The sequence below is a fragment of the Martelella alba genome (genome assembly GCF_005217455.1).
Taxonomy (GTDB): Bacteria; Pseudomonadota; Gammaproteobacteria; order Enterobacterales; family Enterobacteriaceae; genus Acerihabitans.
The window spans coordinates 1-20,556 of the sequence record NZ_SZPQ01000026.1 but is presented as its reverse complement, the minus strand read 5'-3'; the positions used below and the strand labels follow the sequence as shown (position 1 = coordinate 20,556).

Annotated in this window: 14 protein-coding genes; 3 read left to right on the top strand and 11 right to left on the bottom strand. The window is 54.3% G+C overall.

All coding sequences use genetic code 11. The features are described from left to right. Nucleotides 1–41 precede the first annotated feature (41 nt). The 11 genes from FCN80_RS17000 to FCN80_RS16950 form a co-directional block, all read right to left on the bottom strand. Nucleotides 42–1,586 carry a methyl-accepting chemotaxis protein gene (locus tag FCN80_RS17000; protein WP_170975429.1) on the bottom strand — a complete coding sequence of 515 codons (1,545 nt, stop codon included), beginning with the start codon at nucleotides 1,584–1,586 and terminating at the stop codon, nucleotides 42–44. A 288-nt stretch (nucleotides 1,587–1,874) separates the two neighbouring features. Beyond that, entirely contained in the window at nucleotides 1,875–3,548 is a 1,674-nt protein-coding gene (locus FCN80_RS27265; protein ID WP_136991366.1) for a methyl-accepting chemotaxis protein, read from the bottom strand. A 1,123-nt stretch (nucleotides 3,549–4,671) separates the two neighbouring features. After that, a complete protein-coding gene (locus FCN80_RS16990; RefSeq protein WP_136991365.1) occupies nucleotides 4,672–5,721 on the bottom strand; it encodes a DMT family transporter in 1,050 nt (349 codons plus the stop codon). 61 nt (nucleotides 5,722–5,782) lie between these two features. Beyond that, on the bottom strand, nucleotides 5,783–6,172 hold the full coding sequence (arnF, locus tag FCN80_RS16985) for a 4-amino-4-deoxy-L-arabinose-phosphoundecaprenol flippase subunit ArnF (RefSeq protein WP_136991364.1): 390 nt from the start codon (nucleotides 6,170–6,172) through the stop codon (nucleotides 5,783–5,785). After that, the gene (gene arnE / locus FCN80_RS16980; RefSeq protein ID WP_136991363.1) at nucleotides 6,169–6,516 is read right to left on the bottom strand and encodes a 4-amino-4-deoxy-L-arabinose-phosphoundecaprenol flippase subunit ArnE; all 348 of its coding nucleotides are present in this window, start codon (nucleotides 6,514–6,516) and stop codon (nucleotides 6,169–6,171) included. Before arnE ends, arnF begins: the two co-directional genes overlap by 4 nt. Then, nucleotides 6,513–8,192, bottom strand: coding sequence for a lipid IV(A) 4-amino-4-deoxy-L-arabinosyltransferase (gene arnT, locus FCN80_RS16975; protein ID WP_170975428.1), 1,680 nt, complete (start codon nucleotides 8,190–8,192; stop codon nucleotides 6,513–6,515). The genes arnE and arnT overlap by 4 nt, the downstream gene beginning before the upstream one ends. Further along, entirely contained in the window at nucleotides 8,189–9,094 is a 906-nt protein-coding gene (gene arnD / locus FCN80_RS16970; protein WP_136991361.1) for a 4-deoxy-4-formamido-L-arabinose-phosphoundecaprenol deformylase, read from the bottom strand. Before arnD ends, arnT begins: the two co-directional genes overlap by 4 nt. Beyond that, nucleotides 9,091–11,073 (bottom strand): bifunctional UDP-4-amino-4-deoxy-L-arabinose formyltransferase/UDP-glucuronic acid oxidase ArnA, encoded by a 1,983-nt coding sequence (gene arnA / locus FCN80_RS16965; protein ID WP_136991360.1) that lies wholly within the window; start codon nucleotides 11,071–11,073, stop codon nucleotides 9,091–9,093. Before arnA ends, arnD begins: the two co-directional genes overlap by 4 nt. Continuing rightward, nucleotides 11,070–12,053 carry an undecaprenyl-phosphate 4-deoxy-4-formamido-L-arabinose transferase gene (gene arnC / locus FCN80_RS16960; protein WP_136991359.1) on the bottom strand — a complete coding sequence of 328 codons (984 nt, stop codon included), beginning with the start codon at nucleotides 12,051–12,053 and terminating at the stop codon, nucleotides 11,070–11,072. The genes arnA and arnC overlap by 4 nt, the downstream gene beginning before the upstream one ends. Beyond that, nucleotides 12,040–13,194 (bottom strand): UDP-4-amino-4-deoxy-L-arabinose aminotransferase, encoded by a 1,155-nt coding sequence (arnB, locus tag FCN80_RS16955; RefSeq protein ID WP_136991358.1) that lies wholly within the window; start codon nucleotides 13,192–13,194, stop codon nucleotides 12,040–12,042. Before arnB ends, arnC begins: the two co-directional genes overlap by 14 nt. Before the next feature lie 559 nt (nucleotides 13,195–13,753). Then, complete coding sequence (locus tag FCN80_RS16950; protein ID WP_136991357.1) at nucleotides 13,754–14,647, bottom strand: NmrA family NAD(P)-binding protein; 894 nt, start codon at nucleotides 14,645–14,647, stop codon at nucleotides 13,754–13,756. A 512-nt stretch (nucleotides 14,648–15,159) separates the two neighbouring features. Between FCN80_RS16950 and FCN80_RS16945 the strand changes: the two genes are divergently transcribed. From FCN80_RS16945 to FCN80_RS16935, 3 genes are all read left to right on the top strand, one after another. Beyond that, nucleotides 15,160–15,447, top strand: coding sequence for a hypothetical protein (locus tag FCN80_RS16945; RefSeq protein ID WP_136991356.1), 288 nt, complete (start codon nucleotides 15,160–15,162; stop codon nucleotides 15,445–15,447). 1,145 nt (nucleotides 15,448–16,592) lie between these two features. After that, on the top strand, nucleotides 16,593–17,513 hold the full coding sequence (locus FCN80_RS16940; RefSeq protein ID WP_170975427.1) for a LysR family transcriptional regulator: 921 nt from the start codon (nucleotides 16,593–16,595) through the stop codon (nucleotides 17,511–17,513). A 997-nt stretch (nucleotides 17,514–18,510) separates the two neighbouring features. Next, nucleotides 18,511–20,556: inverse autotransporter beta domain-containing protein (locus tag FCN80_RS16935; protein ID WP_230492731.1), on the top strand; the 2,046-nt coding region annotated here is incomplete at its 3' end.

Here is a 20,556-nt window from a genome sequence, read left to right as displayed (position 1 = left end):
CAGCCCTTTTGCGCGACCCGATGCAACGCTTGGCATAACGCTCAGGCCGAATCGGCCAAAGAGAACCGGCTGACACTGGATCGCAGCCGCTCGGCTTGCGTTATCAGCGAGTCGGAAGCCTGGGCGCTGGCGACGGTCAGATGGTGGCTTTCATGAATCTGTTCATTAAGCTGTTTGATCTCGCCGGCGATGGTATTGACCTGAATGCTTTGCTGATTGGCGTTTTGTTGCAATTCGCCGAGCATCTCCGCCACGCTACGCACCGATGTCATGATATCCAGATAAAAGGCATCCAGGTCCTTGACCCGGCTAAAACCACCATCAATATGGTGATAAGTGGAATGGATTAATTGATCGATTTCATGGGTGGAGTGGCCGCTTTTTTGCGATAGCAGACCTATTTCTTTGGCCACCACGGAGAAACTGCGTCCATGAACCCCGGCATGGGCCGACTCGATGGCGGCATTCAACGCCAATAGCTTGGTCTGCATGGATATCCCCTCAAGCAAAGTGATAATGCCAGCGATTTTTTCCGATTCGGCGACAATTTCATGCATTTTACGATCGACCTCGGTCACCATCTCGCCGCACCGGCGCGTCAGTGCCTGGGCATCACCCATTTGCCGTGTGGCCTCGCCGGCGAATTGCGCCGCGTTGTCCACATCTTGCGCGACGCTGTCCAGTTTTAGGCTAATGGCGTCGAACGCGGCGAGTTGCTGCTGATTATATTGGCGGTATCCCTGATTGTGCCGGGCGATGTCATCGGCGCTTCCCATCACCAAAGACGAGATATCGTTTATCTCGCTGATGATATGCCGCAAACCCTGCTGCATCTGGTCGATACCCTGGTTTAGCCGGCGTATTTCCCGCGATTGCCAGCGGGACGCCGGCAGGCGGTGGGCGATATCGCCGATGGCGATTTGCGCCAGATGGCGTAACGCGCGATGCAATGGGGTGACCACCGCCAAAGAGAGGGCGAGACAGGCCACCAGCAGCAAAACGATCAGCATGGCGGAAATGCTCAGGGAAATATTGCGGTTATGGGTGAGGGAGTTCAGGATGGCGCGATTAAAACGCGCGCTTTCGGCATTGTCTCGCGCCAGTCGCTGATAAAACAATTCGTTAAACTGTTCTTGAAAAGCCTGGATGGGCACCTCGAAGAAAGAATTGATGTTGTTGGTCCGCAAGCCTTTCAGTTGTTCATTGAGACCATCGAAAACCATAGCAAAGCTTTGCCGCAGATCGGTATCGTCATGACCCGGGCCATTGTCGTTGTAGGCGTCAAAATACCGCCGGGCGTTTTTCAGCGATGTGCCGGCGCTGTCCGCCAGCGGTTGCCAACTGCCCACCGAACCGCTTTGCTTATCCTGCATGAAATAGATACCGGCGCGATCGACATCATCGCTGGCGGTCAACAGTTCGATTCGGGATTTGTTCAAGAGCGCCTGGCGCTCAGTCATCATGCCGGCCGTGGCGACATTGGCCGACGTCTGATTGACAAGACGGGTGAGAAACAGGATGGACGCGCATTGCAGCACGCTGAATACCAGCATAAACAGTAAGAAACCGCCCCGCAGACTGGTCATCCATTCCGGCACCGGCCAACGGCCGAACCGGGATCTTAGGAATCCACGGGACCTTTTTTTAGCGAACGACATCATCTTATCCGTGCTAACCTGCCAAATAAAAGCGAGTATTCAAGCACAAGATGTCAGAAATGTGGCAATCGGCCAAGTCAGCCGGTAAACGGACGGTCCGTCGGCGATAAGTCAAATTATGGCGATAAACCTTTTTACTGTCCTGCGCCAACTGCCGTACAACGGGCCAGGCGGGCGGATCTCGCGCTACGACAACGCCGTGGCGCGGCTCCATGTTTAAAATGTCTGCCAGTTTTCCGCCGGCGGCGCGATAGCCGTTTTATTTTTTTGTGGTAGCAACGGCGCCGCGCTTTTTGCCGCCATCACCGCCGGCGCGGTATCGTCGGCAAAGGTTGCGCTATCCGGTAATTGGAAGATAGACACGGTTTCCGTTAAGCGCCGGGCTTGTTCTTTCAATGAGGCGGACGCCGCGGCGGACTCCTGCACCAAGGCGGCATTCTGCTGGGTGACGCCGTCCATTTCCGCCACTGCTTGGCCGATTTGGCTGATTCCCCGGCTCTGCTCCTCCGAAGCCGAGGAAATTTCCCCCATCAGACCGGTCACCCGACCCACGGCCTGCACGATTTCGTGCATGGTCTCGCCGGCCCGTGATGCCTGAAGCGATCCGGTATTGACCCTCTCCACCGACTCGGCGATAAGGCCTTCTATTTCCTTGGCCGCCTGGGCGCTGCGTTGCGCCAGGCTACGGACTTCGCCGGCCACCACGGCAAACCCCCGGCCCTGCTCTCCCGCGCGCGCGGCCTCCACCGCCGCGTTTAACGCCAGAATATTGGTCTGAAAAGCGATGCCGTTGATCACGCCGGTGATGTCGGCGATTTTTTTCGAACTGGTGGTGATGCTGCTCATCGTGGCGACCACTTCATCAACAATAGCGCCGCCTTGTTTAGCGGTATCGGCGGCGGCCAGCGCCATCTTATTGGCCTGCAGAACATTTTCGGTATTCTGTTTTACCGTCGCGCTAAGCTGTTCCATGCTGGCGGCGGTCTGCTCCAGGGCGGCCGCCTGTTGTTCGGTGCGGGACGATAAATCGCTATTGCCGTCGCTGATTTCCCCCGCCCCCTGATATATGGAGGCGGCGCCGTCGCGAATGGCCGTCACCGTGCGAATCAGGCTTTGCTGCATGCTCTGCAAATGGGGGATCAGTTGGCCAATATTATTGCGGCCGAACGCCACGATAACCTCGGCCAAATGGCCGGTCGCCAGCGTTTCCAATTGGGATTCGATACGTTCAAGGGGTTTGAGCATGAATTTCCGCAGATAGCGATCGGTAAACGCCAAAATGATAATGCCGACAATCAAAGCGCCAATAAGCAGTCTTTGACTGAGTTTCACCAGAGAATACACCTGCTTGATGTAAACATAGGAGGTGGCGGCGGTTTTGTATTTATCCGCTGCGGCGCCGAACGCCACACTCAAGGGCGGATAGACGATTCTGAATAATTGGCGATACCGATCGGCCTGCCTGGCCTGCGCGGCGGCAAACATCGGCTCAAGGCCATCGCTGATAAGCCGGGTCCAGCTATCCGTCATGACCTTGGTCAGCGCCGGGTCCAGAGAGGGATGCGGGCGCGCCTTGAATTCCGCCAAGGCTGCTTTGGAGATTTGCAAAGCGCCGGCCGCCGACGCGATGATTTTCGCGGCGTTATCGTTATCGCCGCTTTGCGCATAATCCATGGCTCTGGCCAGTCGCGTTACGGTCCGGAAGTATTGGTCGTTGCCGCGAGTGATGATATTGATATCAGCTTTTTGATCCTCACTGATCGTTAACAAATGAGTTACCCGGTCCAGAGAGGATAAGGTGAATGCTGAAACCCCACTCCACAAAACCAAAAAAACCCCAAGCGTAATGAGCAAGATAACTCTAATACTGGTATCTTTAAGCAACCTCATGGCCATGCTCCTGTTTGATGATATCTTTACCCGACGTAGTTCAAGCGGCATTTGCAAGGACGTAACGCGTTTGCGCCGGCCACCGTTTTCATCACCCGTCTTCACCCAAAAGCCCTCTTGGGGAAATTCGGAAAGCCACGATCACCGGTAATAAGCGTCATTGTTGTCGCACCCTTCATTGATATCGCCTGGGTGTAAGCTGATTTAGACGCCCGCAATGCCACTCGACATATTTAGAGTAAATAAATAATTAGCTAGCAATATATTTATGCCCACCTTGAATAATCCGCGTCCCAAGGCGGCGGACAGCATGCAACACATTTGTCGGAAACGAATGTGAATCACTCACAACGGACCGTGGGTGAGAAACAACATGTCTCTCATTTATCACCAAAAACGTAGCATGCTACATTTTAAGGTTGAGCTTATGCCGCCAACAAAGAAACAACGTCAATTATCACGGATTCAAACATTTCCACTCATGCTGTTTGCCGAACAACGGGCGACTGTTTTGTTATTCAACAACCGATATTTCCACTTCATGTAAAACGGTTTACTGCTTAGTTAGGGTTATCGACCCGATGTCGGGAAACTTTACTTATTCACCGTAAAAACAAGATCAAAAACAGAGAGTTAGAGATGAAATGGTCTGACCGTTCGCCACAAAACGCGTTGAGTAAAATCTGTAAATAGCAATGGACCCGGCGGGCCTGAAATCAGGCAGCCCCTTAATAAATAAAGAAATTAATCATTGAAAGGGGGTTCATATAATCCGCTATTTTTTCTTTTTTTTTGATACGTCGCCCTTTTTTCCCCCCAATGTTGTCCTAATATATAAGCTGAAACGCTTTTAGCCCTAATTAAGCAATTGTGCAAAATTCAATCAACACAAAGGCCTTCCCACAAGACCACCACATCCCTTAAGCGTGAAACACCCGAAAAGGCTTTCGCCTATTTTCCCTCGCCTTTTTGAACGTTAAAATGAAAGGCGGTATTCTCTCGCCACAGATTATAGGCCGACGTCACCCATCCGTTACGCGGATGGGTAAAATCGTTTCAGCGAAGCCAAATTGCGTTATCGCAATTCCCGTCGGCATCGTCCGTTATCGGCTGGCCCGGCCGGTTAATGGGAATGACGGTGATGCGCATCCGGGAAATGCGTATGATTGTGGGTGAGCGGCGGATGGTAATGGGGATGACTATGCCGGACGGCCGGATCGATGGGAAAAGGGTGGCTGTGCTGGTGGTGTTCGTCATGGCGGTGTTCATGATCATGTTCCAGCGCCTCGTGATGGTGGCGATGCTGATGGCGTTCGGTCAAATGCAGCCAGACGCCGACCCCCATCAGTAGTCCCGCCGCCGCCACACGCGGCGTCAGCGGCTCGCCCGACAAAATGGCCAGCAAGGCGCCGACGAAAGGCGCGACGGCAAAATAGGCGCCGGTGCGTGCGCTGCCGAGATGGCGCAATGCGACCACAAACAACGTCAAGCTCACGCCATAGGCCAAGAACCCCACGACCAGACCGCCGGCAATAATCGGCCATGGCGGCGGGATGCTTCCCGAACCCAGCGCCAGGCACAGATTCGCCACACCCGCCACCAGGCCTTTCACGGCGGCAAGCCAGGTGGCATCGGTCAGCGATACCCTGCGGGTAAGATTATTATCCACCGCCCAGGCAAAACACGCCGCCAGAATCAACAGCGCCGGCCGTAACCCGGCGAAGCGGAGCTCCCCCTGCCAGCCCAGCACTACCGCGCCGCCGGCGATGGCGACCATGCCCAAGGCGATTCGGCGATCGACATTTTCCCGGAATGCCAACCAGGCCAGTAATGCGGTAAAAACGCTTTCCGCGTTCAATAACAGCGAGGCGCCCGAGGCGGGCATGGCGCTCAGCCCGAACATCAGCAACAAAGGCCCGGCGACGCCACCCGCGCCGATAGCGCCAACCAGCCAGGGCACATCGTCCCTCGCCAGGATAACGGACGGCTTACGCCGCAAAAACCGGTAGGTAAACAGGCCCAGCCCGGACCCGAGATAAAGTAGCGCGGCCAGCAGCCAAGGATTGACGCTTTGCAGAAGCATCTTGGCCAGGGGCGTACCGGCCCCGAATAATACGGCGGCGCCCAGCGCGGCGGCCACCCCGGGCTGCCGTCCCCGTCTGAAAAACTCCACGTCGCCCTCCGTTTGCCGCCATGCCGCGTTTTGATCGCCGGCCCGGATACCGTTGCAATCGTTAGCCGGCGGACTGTTTGCCGTTGCGGTTAATCAGCCAGATACCGAAAAGAATCGAGAGAATACCCAAGGTTTTCGTCATACTGGCTGATTCATTAAACCACGGCAATAACACCGCGGCGATGTAGACGAGGGCATAACTGATGCTAACCAACGGGTAGGCCACGCTCAAGGGTAGATAAAGCAATGCGTAAAACCAGCACAACATCGACAGCGCGTAGCCCAAAATGCCCATCGCCACCGCCAGCAGCGGCAACGCAAAATGGCCTATTACCGCAGCGTTAACGATATCCAGCGGCAACAGCGGGAGTTGCGACATGCCGAATTTCATCGATAATTGCGCGGCGGTCACCAGTAAGACGCTGGCCGCCGCCCAGGCAAATCCTTTCATAAGTTCAGACCCATCAATGCGATTCCCGCTATCACAAAGGCCACCCCGCACCAATGGCGGAGGGTGACCCGCTCACGGAAAAGCCAGCGCGCGCAAAGCGTCACCAGCACAACATTCAGGCTGAGCATCGGATAGGCCAGGCTCAACGGCAATCGCTGCAATGCGCCCAGCCAGGCCAGCAAAGCGACCGCCATAAGGCCGATCGCCGCCGCCATCCAGGCCAAGGTGTTCTTTCGTCGGCAGCCCGCCTCACCGTTTTGCCAGTAAAGCGCCGCCTTTTTCTGGCACAGTTGCCCGCCCGATGTCAGCAGACTGGCGAAGAGCAGCAGCAGAAAACCGTTCATGGCCGGCGCCGGTAATAAAACAGGATCAGGCTGTCCATCTGCCGTACCGCATCCGCCGCCGGCAAACTGCGCGTCAGACTGGTGCTGCGATTCAAGCGCAGCACCAAAGTCACATCGCTCCGATGACGGGCCTGCGCCAGCCAGCCGGGAAAGTCGTCCCCACTGACGAAATGTCCCTGCGCGTCGGGGTAGGATAAACCGTATTTCAGTTCTCCCTTGTCGCGATAAATGATGATGTCGCTGCGTTGCAGCTCCCAGGCCAGGGACGTGGCCACGCCGATGCTATTGCTCAGTATATACCCACTGTGATCCAACAGATCGCTATTGGCCAGGATAAATTGCTGAGGTTGCTTGTTGTTGATGATATGTTGAGGCCAGGCGAAACCGATCAACAGGCCGAGCAGCAGCGGGCAGGCGGCGGTCCACGGCCAGCGTTGCCCATTGCGGCCGGCGGCATAGACGGCGAACGCTATCCAGCCGGCGAATATGACCAGACCGGTGATGATTTTAGGCCATTCATCGCGATTATAGAGTGCATGATGGGAGAACAAATGATCGGAAATCAGGCCGAATCCCATCCCCGCCAGGGCCACCATGCCGATCGCGCCGAACAGGATGTTTATGAGCATATTGGCCCGAAACGCCTTCATGCGTCCGGTCGCGAAGCCATCGCGGACGTAGGCGGCCATGAGCAGCGCCAGCGGCGCCATGCAGGGCAAAATATAGGTCAGCAGTTTGCCCTTGGCGAGACTGAAAAACAGCAACGGCATCAGCACCCAGGATAGCAGGAAAAACAATTCGGGTCTTGAGGCGCGCTCGCGCCAACCCTTCCATAGCGCGCCGGGCAGGAAACCAAGCCAGGGCAAAACCCCGGCGGCCAGCATCGGCAGATAATACCAAAACGGCGCTTTGTGCTGGGCATCGTTTTCGGCAAAACGCTGGATATGCTCTATCCAAAAGAAATAATGCCAGAAATCGGGCTCGCGCCGGGCGATGGCCAGCCCCCAGGGCAGGCACAGCAGTACCGCGGCCACGACCGCCAGCGGACCGTAGCACAGGAGTTGCCGGAAACGGCGCCGGTAAATGGCCACCGGCAAGACGGAGAGCACCGGTACCGCGAGGGCAAGAAATCCCTTGGTCAATACGCCCATGCCGCAGGCCAACCCCAGTAGCAGATAGGCGCCCGCCCGTGACGCCGCGCCTTCGGCACGCAGCGTCAGGAAATAGCACACCATCGCCGCGTTCATCCAAAGCGTAATCATGGGATCCAGCACGTTATACGTGCCGACGCCGAACACCAGGGCCATGGATAAGTAAATCAGGGCGGCGAGCAAGGCGGCGGCGCGCTGCCGCCACATCATCATCGCCAGCATGGCCACCAGCAATGCGGAAATGCCGGAGCTTAACGCCACGGCGAACCGGACGGCGAAGTTCGAATCACCCAGCAGCCACTGGCTTATTGTGTTGAACCAATAGCCGGCGATCGGTTTCTCGAAATAACGCAACCCCAGCAGATGTGGAACGATCCAATCCCCTCGTTGCAGCATTTCGCGGCTGATTTCGGCATACCGGCTTTCGTCGGGTTGCCACAGGGCGCGGCTGTTAAGGGGAAACAGATACATCAGTACATAAAATAGCGCCACGCCGGCGCCGAGATAGCGAAGACCCTGTTTCATCCGTTGTCCCCGACGCCGACCTGGCATCCCAGCCAGCCCTCGCGGCCGGGAAAAGGCGCGCGCGCAATGCGGCCCAAAGGTAACGACGCCACATCGTCCGGCAGCAATTCCCGCAAGGGGCAGAAAGCGATGTCGCGCTGGCCCGCTTGCGTTAGAAATTGTTCGAACAACACGGCCTGTGAACGCCCTTCCACTTCACTATGAATGGTATACACCGGTACGCCGGAATCTTTGAGGATCAGATCGCACAGGTAATCATTGTATTGATCGGCGCGAACCTCCCGGCCAATCACTTCATCAAAGGTGGGTAATGTCACGGGAATTTGTACCGTTCCAATGCGATTATCGCCAAGCAATGGACGAAACGGCCGGGTGCCGCGGCAATCGCTGTTGTAGTCGAAACCAAAGGCTTGCTTCACCTCAAGCACCCGCTGGTCGGCTCGCCAGCCCGCCGCCGCGGAGCAGGTCACCGGCCGGCCGGTACAGGCGTTAAGCGCGTCCACGCCCAACCTTACCTGCCGCTCCAGTTCACTGAGCGGCCAACGACCGACCCGCGCCTGCCAGCCCTGGTGATCCCAGGCGTGCAACCCGACCTCGTGCCCGGCTTCCGCGGTCCGCCGAATCACATCAGCCAGGGAATGGGCGATAAGCCGGCCCGGCCAGGCGGTGCCCGCCAGCAGAATATCCCAGCCATAAAGCGAGGCCGCGCGGGAGCGCAACATTTTCAGCAGAAACCGCGGACGCAACAGACGCCATAAATGACGTCCCATATTGTCCGGCCCGACGCTGAAAAAGAAACTCGCGGTGATACCAAAGCGTTCGAATAGGGTCAATAAACGCGGCACCCCGTCACGGGTCCCGCTAAAGGTATCCACATCCACCCGTAAACCGACTTTTTTCAACGGTGTGTTCCCTCGGGAACCGTGCTGCGCAAGAAAAAGTCCAGCGTATCCTCTACCGTCCGCCGCATGGGGACGGACGGCGTCCACCCCAACAGACGGCGGGCATTGCGAATACTGGGCTTGCGATGTTCCACATCCTGATAACCCTGTCCATAATAGATATTGCTTTCAACGCTCTGCATGCCGGCAAAGGGCGGGAAGCGGTCCCGTAGCGGATGGCTTTCGAAGCTGTCCAGCAGCATTTCCGCCAGTTCGCGGATACTGGCCTCGTTGTCGGGATTGCCGATATTGATTATCCGTCCGTCGCAGAGTCCGTCGCGATTTTCGATAATGCGGTAAAGCGCCTCTATGCCGTCGTGGATATCGGTGAAGCACCGCTTTTGCGCCCCGCCATCCACCAACTTAATGGGCGACCCCTCCACCAGATTGAGAATCAACTGGGTGATGGCGCGGGAGCTGCCGATCCGCGCGGCATTGAGATTATCCAGACGCGGCCCCATCCAGTTAAATGGCCTGAACAGGGTGAATTTCAGGCCTGCCTGGGCGCCATACGCCCATATGACCCTATCCAGCAATTGCTTGGAAACGGAATAGATCCAGCGCTGTTTGCTGATGGGGCCGACGATAAGGCGCGAGTGGTCCTCATCGAATTGCGGATCATCGCACATTCCATAGACTTCCGACGTGGACGGGAAAATGATCCGCTTATGGTATTTCACGCAATCGCGGACGATTTTCAGGTTTTCCTCGAAATCAAGCTCGAATACCCGCAACGGATTGCGGGTGTATTCGATAGGCGTCGCGATGGCCACCAGCGGCAGGACGACGTCGCATTTTTTGATATGGTATTCCACCCACTCCGAGTGAATACTGATATCGCCCTCGACAAAGTGGAAATGCGGATTATCCAAAAAACGTTCAATGGCGTCCGAACCGATATCCAGCCCATAGATATCGTAATCCCCTTCCTGGAGCAAGCGCTCGGTCAGGTGGTTGCCGATAAAGCCGTTAACCCCGAGGATCAATACCCGGGTGCGTCGCTGCTGCCCGGTCGTCAACTTGCCCGACAGGCACACACCGGCCATGATCCCCATTTCCTGCGCCAGCCTGGCGCCTTGCAGATACAGTCCGGACTCGCTTTGCCCGGTCAGGATCTCCAGCGCGCCCTCGCCGCAGGCGATGGTCAGCGGTTCGATATTCAATACCGTGCCAGGCCGCCGGTCATGGGCGGTATCCAACACGCGGGCGCGCCAAATGGTCACTTTGCGCTGGCCAAGATAACTGAACGCGCCAGGATAGGGTTCGGTCACCGCCCGCACCAGATTGCCGATTTCCCTCGCCGGCTTATGCCAGTGAATCTCACCGTCTGCCGGGGTGCGGCGGCCGAAATAGCTTGCCTCGGCTTCGTTTTGCACGGCGAAATCGACGTCGCCGTCTTTGAGCTTCGGCAGGATATGGGCCAATAGCGTCCCGGCGGCCTCGCGCAGTTTGCCATGCAGGGACAACGCGGTGTCGTCGTCGTCAATGGACACCCGCTTCTGACCCACGATATCCCCCGCATCGGCCTTTCTCACCATGCGGTGCAGCGTCACGCCGGTTTCGGTTTCGCCATTGACCAGCGCCCAGTTCACCGGCGCGCGCCCGCGGTAACGCGGCAACAGGGAGCCATGCAGATTGAAGCCCCCGCGCGGCGCCAGCGAAAGAATTTCCGCACCGAGCATTTGACGATAATAGAACGAGAAAATGATCTCCGGCTGCAACTTGCGTATTTGTTCGACCCATAATGGATGATTGACATCCTCAGGCGCGTAGACGGGCAGATTCAACTCCGCCCCCAGGCGCGCGACGGAAGAGAAAAAGCGATTCTCCCCCGGGTCGTCGGTATGGGTGAATACCGCCTGGATTTCAAAGCCGGCGGCGATCAATGCCCGCAGTCCGACACAACCGATATCGTGATAAGCAAATACGATGGCTTTCATTCTTCCTGTTCCTGAGTATGCCGGGGCTGCTGCTCGCCTATGACTTTTTGTACAAAATAGCGAGGCCGGGCGCGGACATCGTTGTAAATTCGGCCGATATATTCACCCAGTATCCCCATGCCGACGAACTGGGCGCCGATAAAGGTAAACAACACCGCGAACAGTGTGAAAACCCCTTCCGCCGCCCATTCCGGCCCAAGTATCAGGCGCATGGCGATCAAAATCACCGAGAGCGCAAAGCCGGAAATGGCGATCACGCTGCCGATCAGACTCAACAGCCGCAGCGGCGTGGTGGTCAGGCAAGTTATCAGGTCGTACATCAGATTGATTAACTTCAAAAAACTGTACTTCGAATCGCCGAATGCGCGTTCGGCATGCAACACGCTGATTTCTGTGGTCCGGCGAGCGAACGCATTGGCCAGAATGGGAATAAAGGTGCTGCGTTCGTGGCAATGCAACATTGCTTCCACCACCTGGCGCCGATAGGCGCGCAGCATACAACCGTAATCGCCCATGGCCTTGCCGGTGGAGCGCTGGATAAGCCCATTGATCATGCGCGAGGCGGTTTTGCGGAACCAGGAGTCCTGCCGGTTGGCGCGTACCGATCCCACCACGTCGTAGCCCTCTTCGGCGACGCTGACCAGATTGGGGATTTCCTCCGGCGGATTTTGCAAATCCGCGTCCAGGGTAATGATCAAATCGCCGGTGGCCTGGATAAATCCGGCCATGATGGCTGAATGCTGACCGTAGTTGCGATTAAGCAGTACCGCAATGATGCCGTTATCCGGCTGCTTCGCCGCCGCCGTCAATATATCGACGGATGCGTCGGCGCTGCCGTCGTCCACCAAAATGATTTCATAAGCCCTGTTGAGTTGTTTACAGGCCGCGGTCGTGCGTTCAATCAATGCGGGTAAACTTTCTTGCTCATTGAAAACCGGAATCACAACCGACACTTTTTCGATAGGTTCAACACGAGGCACTGGCAGACTCCGCTACAGAAAACAAAGCACGAACCACGCGTTCAACATCGTCATGGCCCATATCAGGGAAAAGCGGCAAAGTACACAACCGTTGCGAGTTCCATTCGGTGTTCGGCAACGACAGCGTTGGGTAACGTTCGCGGTAGTATTTTTGCGTATGCACGGCGCGAAAATGCAATCCGGTGCCGATACCCTGCTCTTGCAAACGCGACATCAATTGATCGCGGCTAAGCGGGCAACGTGATTCATCAACCCGGATCATAAACAAATGCCAGGCATGTTCATGGTCGTAATCCGGCAGACCAAGAGGGATAAACGGCGAGTCGGCCAGCGCCCGGCGGTAAAGATCCGCCAATGCCCGGCGACGGGCGTTCAGTTCCGGCAGGCGTGCCAGTTGCACCACGGCGATGGCCGCATGAATATCGGAAAGATTATACTTATAGCCGGGTTCAACCACCTCGGCCTGGGGCTTGCGGCCCTGCTGATTGCGATCGAACGCATCGACGCCCAGCCCGTGAAATTTCAATCTTCGCACCCGCTCGGCCAGTTGGTCGTCATCGGTGGCCACCAGTCCGCCCTCGGCGCAAGTCATGTTCTTTATGGCGTGAAAGGAAAATATGGCCGTGCCCCGGGCCCCCACCCACTGGCCTTTATAACGGGTGCCGACGGCATGGGCGGCGTCTTCGACAAGGGGGATGCCATGCCGGCGCGCCACGTTGCGCACCTCGTCAAGATCGAGAGGCGCCCCGGCGTAGTGTACCGGCACAATCGCCCGGGTCCGTTCGGTAATGGCGTGTTCAATCTGCGCGGCGCTGACCATCAGCGTTTGCCTGTCCACATCGATCATGACCGGACGGGCGCCCAGCAGTTCGATCATATTGACGGTGGAGACCCAGGTTTGCGACGGCGTGATAACTTCATCGCCAGGGCCGATGCCCAGCGCCATTAAGGCAAGGTGCATACCCGCAGTGGCGGAACTGACGGCAATACTGTGTTTACAGCCGAAAACCGCGCTAAAGTCGGTTTCCAGTTGCCTGCATTGCGGACCCGTGGTAATCCAGCCCGAACGCAAAACCCGCTGCACGGCGGCAATCTCTTCCTCTCCGATTGCCGGACGTGAAAAGGGTAACTGATAATCCATACTGTGACACCATCATGATGAAATGTATTTTACTTATAATTATAAGCTCACTTCATTAAACGAAGATTAAATTCAATTAGAATAAATGCATAAATTAGGACGATTAATAATCTTTTTCATTTGAAAATAAGATAATCCTTAACGCCGTCGCGCGGGCCGTTTTTATTCAACACCACGACGGAGGGCCGTATCGCCCGGCATGCCAGGGCATATATCCGTGTCATACTTCGCGTTGCCGTTTTTTTAGCCGTATTTATTCTCAAGAAAGAGGTTGTTCACTGATCGCCATAAAGTCACTTGCGTTATTGTCAGTATACAAAGGACATACCCTGTAAAAGAACATGTTTTCGTATGCCCGCGCCGGCGAATAAGCCTGCCGGAAATAGACTCTACATTCCTCGGGTCGCATTGCGGCGGCAAGCGGGCGCGGCCAACAAGGCGGCGACATGAAGTATGGCGGGTAGACACTCGCCATCAATGAGCCGGCAATAAAAGCCAACGAGGCCGGAAACGACTGAATATCAGCATACTTTGTTGAGGTTCCCTGATTGATGTTCCCTTATGTCTGCGCGTCGACAAACGGTACGGGGAATTCGATAAGGTGTTCGCGCAGCCAATCATCCACCGTCCGGGCCGGCCGGCCGATAAGCCCCGCCGTATCGCCGGTGGCGAAATCAAAATAACCGCGACGGATCATGTGATCCCGCTGCATAAGGGTCTCTATCCGGGCCGAACTTAAACCGGCCCGCAGATAAACCCCGCGCTGGTCCTCGGCACAGCGGCGATGATAGATGACGCGACGCGCCAGATTTTCGGCGAGGAAATCGGCTATATACCCCATGGTCACCGGGGCGGGACCGGTCAGATGGTAAACCTTGCCGGCATGGATGGCCGGGCCGTCAAGCAAGACCCGCGCCACGGCATCCGCCACATCGCGGCCATCCACCAGCCCCGCTCTTCCGTTGCCGGCCATACCGCCCCATTGCCCCAAAGACAGGAAATCCGCCGCCACCGTCAAAACCGCATTCATCTCTATCACCGGATGAACGCGGGTGGCGAGAACAGGCTGGCCACGAAGATACTCATCGATCTCGCTCCGCCCATTCAGCGCCGTCCGCCCCCGGCCCTCACCGCCGTCTCCATCGGACAGATTGACCAAATAAGGCACGCCGGCCCTGACCGCCGCATCAATTAGCGCGATATCGTAGCGGACCGGCCAATCCGGCCCTCCGGTACACAGCAGAACGCGATCACTGTCCTGGAAGGCCACCCGCAAGGCCAGCGGATCGTTCATCTCGATTTTCATGAACTCGACGCCGCCCTCGCCGCAAAGTTCCCGCGCCTGCCGGGGGTGGGTGGTCAAAACCCGGATTTTCGGCCCTTTGCCACTCAGGGGACCGGCAAGTTTAGCCACTGCCGCCCATCGATTGCCCGCAACGGTAATCCTGGTCATTGAAACGTTCCTTTAACCGCCCAATATGCCGCGTACCTGGTGATTCGCTGAAACCCGCCGTTTCGCAGCCACCCCCGCCCGACTCACGGCAACAGAATATGGCTTACCCGCGGCGGTGAAAAATAATGTGAATGATATCACTAAATGGGCGTACCGGCGCCAGGGATATGATCCAGGCGGCCAACCCGCCCAAGTCCCCTTACTTCGCGTTTCGCCCCAGCATTCATTTAAGGAAACCGGGGACGGTCCGTCTTTTGCCGTTGGCGGCGCACATGCGCCAAACAGACGAACAGGCCGTAACCGAGAATTGATAAATTTTATTAAACGGATCATGACACCATGTACGGATATTTATGTTTCCGTTTCTTTCCGCTTTACAGAAAAAACATGAATATTTGTTGTTTTTTTGATCAAATCCATCGTGATAGCACTGGAATTTATTCCTTGATTTCATTAATAAAAATGATAAATTCCCTGAAAGGGTTATCAGCAACGCTTCATGGATGCCAGCAATGGCATATTGCTTAGCCAGATTCGATTTGCTTTACATGGCGAAAACCGATTTAGTAATGATATTACCCATTGTGATTACTAATCAATTACCACAAAAAATGGGCGCGAAATCAGGAAAAAATAAGAGACAAAATAATGAAAATGGTCAGACAACAAAAGTGCTACATATATCACAACGTTTTAGGATAGCCATACGCACTTTTCCTAATTTTGACATTTCTAGACCAGATGATTTCCATAGTTTCCCGCAAGGGAAACGAAAATTAGCAACAAACACAACAATTTGAAATAATTGGTTTTTTTATCGATTAGTTAGCATAATTGATATTTATTAGCAACCTATTTTCCAGCATTATGCACAGGGAGTTTTATTAATAACCGTTGTTGAATGTTGAAAATTGGCATTGCCCTGGGTATGGTATTTCCTTTATTGTCAAAGTTGTTTTTCAACCGTGAGCTGGTTAACAATATTTGGCAATACTGATGATTTATTCAAACGAAACTCTTGTAAAGCTGTACCCTATAGTCGTACCTTTTATCAAACATCGGATTGTAATGATCCAAAAGCGATTGTTAACACGTAAAAAACTTTTAAGGAATTCAAATTTACTGGAGCATAAAAAAACATAACCACCTTAAATAATTTGGGTTGCGCTTTGACGGCAAATGAGGGACAAATTCGGCGAAAAACCAATGTAGACCGTCGGAAGCGAATCCCTTGGTGAAAGACAAAAATGTCACTCATTCATCCCAGGCGCGTAGCCGGCGAAGTGGCTGGGCGAAACGAGCGCGACCACCAGATAAGCGGTTTGATATATGTCGAATACAGCACAATTCGTCACTCGGTAGGGTATTACCTAATATATTTGCTATATACCCAATATTCTACCAGTATAACCCGTGAAGTTTGCAAAACCGACGTGACGAAGAAGCGCGACGACGCATTCATCCACACCGTCTGCCTCAAAAAGGAGATAAGGTATATTTATCAGTAAGTTATATGTAAATACACTATTGTTGTCCGAGTTATACTCCTAATAATTCAAGTGGTATTGTGGCGTTAAGTAAGTCCATCCCCAAAGCATAGATAACGATGCGGATGGGGGGTGAGCGAACGCTGTCACAAAGAGACGATTTGAAGTATGTGGGTATATAAGTTTCCAGGGAAATAGAATCATCAGATACCACAAAACATCGAGAGTGGCAGACATTGACCGTAGAGGTTAATCGAAACGAAGAATGAATAAATCATGTAAAGTTATTATGCGGACTTCAGACAAGTGAAATTTTCCATACGTTCTGATCGCTAATATTTTAATGAGGCTTCGATTTTCGTTAAGGAGCTATGACTCAACCTTGTCTAGAAGTTTTGTCTCTACGTTAGAAGCTATTTTCAATATCCTAGATAAGTATGTACAGTAGGAGGTTCAACATGATTCTGTTATCCAAGACATTAAGATATTTCATCGTTACCGCGCAAGAACAGTCCATTCGTATGGCGGCGCTCATCCTTTGTATCACGCCATCTCCACTTTGTCGGACCATCAAGCTATTCGAACTGAATTTGGGGCATAAACTTTTTACCCGTACCAGCACTGGATTGAAGCTGACCAATTATGGACGTGATCTCTACGCCACGTTATTGCCGCTGTACCAGGAAATCTGTGAAATCGAGAAAAAAGTGATCAAAAAAAATCATGAACCCAGAAACGGTAACATGAACATCAAAATCGGTCTGGATCATCATGATTATTCCTATATGTCTTCCATTTTTTCCTCCCCTGTGTTCAAAGACAGCAGGAATAATGTCTCCCTTGAATACTATTCGCCAAATGAAACCAATATTGACGATATCCTTGAGAGGGACTTGTGCCAAATGTTTATCACTCAAAAAAGCGTTAAGTGTTCATCCGAGGTCCTGCATCAAACGTTATCGGCCGATACCATCATGCTGGCGGTTAAAAGCGATCTGCGCACCAGTCTGCTTAAGCAAACGGATCTGATCAAAAACAATATTCTCCTACAGGATGCGCCATATCAGAATGACAGTACTTATGAGAAAATCGAAGAATATTTAGCGAAAAACAGGCTAACACCCAAAAGAGTGTTTATCCCGGAACTCTACGTCCAGCTGTCGATGATTGAAAAAGGCGATGCCATCAGCTTCATGTCGTCGTCCGTGAGCAATATCATCAATGAACGAAATTTTAAGGTAAAACTGATTCCTTTCGAGTACAATGGCGCAAAACTGTTTACTGAACGGCATGTGTATTATACCCGGCTTTATCAGGATTTTATTGAGGAAAAACTCTTGCCGCTCATAGTCAATCAAGACAAATGCCTGGCTTGCTGAAGCCAAGGCATCGTGCCTTGCTCTTGCGCCCCGTGACGGCAAAGCAGGTGTGAACGAAAGGATCCTCTTTCCTGCCGCCGCCCGGCGGCGCCTGGGCTTTGTCCGCACGGCTACGGCGAGTTTGCCGTTCCCACTCATTATGCCCTGGCATCCGGGCGCCCATCCTTGCTGAAAACCCTGCAGGTTAAGTCGCAATGGCGGTATCGCACTCAACCGCCCGGCTTATTCGCCCCGCCCTACCTCGCGACGTCTCTTGATTGTGCGCGAGGCAATGTGAAGCATGATGAATCGATATCCCTAAAGTCCGTCCGCTTGATACTGAAAGAGCATTGAATACTCGCCATAACTCATTAATAATAGATTTCAAATAACCAGCGGTCCGCCTTGTTCCAATCGGAACGTCGACATCTGTTCCCTCATCGCCTCCCCGCATTTCGCTTCGTCTTTGGCCCGCCTGCTTTTGCCGGCGGTGGGTGTTATGACCTTATCCCCTTATTGAGTGAAACCGTTTATTTTGGCGGCCTATTCGCTCCACCCGATCATAGCATGTCGATGCGTTTGACGATTATTCAAATAGTCCCTTTTCTCGACAAAAGCCTGCCGCTGCCGGTTAGGATTACCGCCATGTGTCTTTGGCTTTCCACTACGCCGCCACGCGAATTATGCCGGACGCATCGCCGGACGACGGGATAATGGAATTCTTTGAATATGTGAACTTGGTTAACCATCTTGCCCGGAGAAATATCTAAATTTTGCTAGTATCGCTAAAACAAATATGGCAATCTCGATATCATAAAAGTAAAACAGTGAGTGTTTTTCGCTATAAGATTAAGATTATTTATACGGTGAGGTCTTATTTATTTCATATAAATTATTTTTAGATATATAAACATTAACCATACGAATTAATGAACCAACGACATATTTAGCGTTATCAGCCCAAGCTGATAATAGCGGCTTGACTCATCCCGATAATTTATGCACCAGGGTCACAATAATGGTTAACAATCTCAATGATTATCTCAAAAGCTTATGGGTTCCGGCTGTCAGGGCGATTAAGCGCCTGCGGGGTTATTTTGTCCGCCGGTCTTCAAATAAATCGCGCTTAATCAAACTGATAGTCTGGATAAATATTGCCTTCCAGTTATTGTTTCCGCTGTGCGTCGTCTTTTCACCTGCCATTGCCGCCGCCATCGGCCAGCAAACCATCACCGTATCTGAACCCTATGTGCTAGGGCCGGGTGAAACGCCAGCCACCCTAGCGGAAAAATATCATATCAGTCTGGATAAACTAAAAAAGCTCAATCAGTTCCGCACATTTTCCAGACCTTTTGAACAATTAACCGTTGGTGACGAAATTGATATTCCTGCGCAAATTACCGATTATTCCGCCACGCCGGCACAGTTGAAAAACACCGCCGAAAATAACGGTCTGTCCCTCGCGCCATCAGCGCAAACGCGATATTCCGGCGCAATGTCCTCCTTCACCGACAACGCCGCCGTCGGCGCCCGCGCGCCACGGGACATGACCAGCGAGCAGGCCGGCGGCATGGTCCGCTCCACCGCCGCCGGGAAAGCCGCCCAGACGATTCAGCAATGGCTCGGCCAGTTCGGCACGGCGCGGGTACAGCTCAATGTCGACGATAATTTTCATCTGGACGGCAGCGCCCTGGATGTATTGCTGCCGTTACATGAACAGCCCCACGAATTGCTTTTCACCCAATTGGGCGCGCGGCGCCAGGATAGCCGCAATACACTTAATATCGGCGCCGGTTCGCGTACCTGGATTGGCAGTTGGATGCTGGGTATGAACGCCTTCTTCGATTACGACATTACCGGCGAAAACCGGCGCCTCGGTCTGGGTCTTGAAGCTTGGCGCGATTATCTCAAGCTTTCCGCCAATAGCTATATCCGCACGTCCAACTGGCGGGATTCACGGGATTTTGACGATTACCGCGAACGGCCGGCCAATGGCTACGACATTCGCGCCGAAGCCTATCTGCCGGCTTATCCCCAATTAGGCGGCGAGCTGATGTTCGAACAATATCGCGGCAGCAATGTGGCGCTGTTCGGCAAAGACAACCTGCAAAACGATCCTTACGCGATAACCCTGGGGATAAATTATACTCCCATCAGCCTGTTTACCGTCGGCGTAAATCACCGCCAGGGCAAGGGCAGCGCCAACGACACCACGTTTAACCTGCAAATGAATTATCGGCTGGGCGCGTCCTGGCAGTCGCAGGTAGACCCGGACGCGGTGGCCGCCACCCGTACCCTGGCGGGCAGCCGCTACGATCTGGTCAACCGCAACAACACCATCGTGCTGCAATACCAAAAACAGCAAGTGCTGGAGCTGAGACTGCCGGAACATGTGTCCGGCTATGAAAGCGACCAGACAACCATCGTCGCCCAGGTGACATCCAAATACGGCCTGGATCACATCGACTGGAACACCGCGGCCATCACCGCCGCCGGCGGGTCCGTCAGCCAGGCGTCAGCGGATACCCTGGTGGTGACGCTGCCGCCTTATCAGCGCGCCGCCACCGCCACCAATATCTATACCTTGAGCGCGGTGGCTTATGATACCCGCAAGAACGCCTCGAATCGGGCTTCCACCCGCATTGAGGTATTGCAAAGCCCGGCGCAGATCGCCGCCGGCGATCTGACGGTCACCCGCAATAACGCCCTGGCCAACGGCATCGCCAGTAATGAAGTGCGCGCGGTGGTCACCGATTCCGAGGGCAAGCCGCTGGCGGATCAGGTCGTCGCCTTCACCGCCACCAACGGGGCCGTCGTCACGACGGTTATCGGTACCACCGGCGCCGATGGCGTCGCCACCGCCACCCTGACCAACACTACCGCCGGTATCAGCACGGTCACCGCCACCCTCAACGGCGCCAGCAGCCGCTCGGTGGATACCACGTTCACCGCCGATGCGACCACTGCGCATATCGCGCAGGGCAATCTGACGGTCACCGCCAATAACGCCGCCGCCAACGGCATTGCCGCCAACGCGGTGCGCGCGCTGGTCACCGACGCCCAG

Coding starts and splice junctions, on each gene's coding strand:
- FCN80_RS17000 (WP_170975429.1), bottom strand. CDS start 1,586: ATGACCAGTCTGCGGGGCGGTTTCTTACTGTTTATGCTGGTATTCAGC.
- FCN80_RS27265 (WP_136991366.1), bottom strand. CDS start 3,548: ATGAGGTTGCTTAAAGATACCAGTATTAGAGTTATCTTGCTCATTACG.
- arnF (WP_136991364.1), bottom strand. CDS start 6,172: ATGAAAGGATTTGCCTGGGCGGCGGCCAGCGTCTTACTGGTGACCGCC.
- arnE (WP_136991363.1), bottom strand. CDS start 6,516: ATGAACGGTTTTCTGCTGCTGCTCTTCGCCAGTCTGCTGACATCGGGC.
- arnT (WP_170975428.1), bottom strand. CDS start 8,192: ATGAAACAGGGTCTTCGCTATCTCGGCGCCGGCGTGGCGCTATTTTAT.
- arnA (WP_136991360.1), bottom strand. CDS start 11,073: ATGAAAGCCATCGTATTTGCTTATCACGATATCGGTTGTGTCGGACTG.
- arnB (WP_136991358.1), bottom strand. CDS start 13,194: ATGGATTATCAGTTACCCTTTTCACGTCCGGCAATCGGAGAGGAAGAG.
- FCN80_RS16950 (WP_136991357.1), bottom strand. CDS start 14,647: ATGACCAGGATTACCGTTGCGGGCAATCGATGGGCGGCAGTGGCTAAA.
- FCN80_RS16945 (WP_136991356.1), top strand. CDS start 15,160: ATGGCATATTGCTTAGCCAGATTCGATTTGCTTTACATGGCGAAAACC.
- FCN80_RS16940 (WP_170975427.1), top strand. CDS start 16,593: ATGATTCTGTTATCCAAGACATTAAGATATTTCATCGTTACCGCGCAA.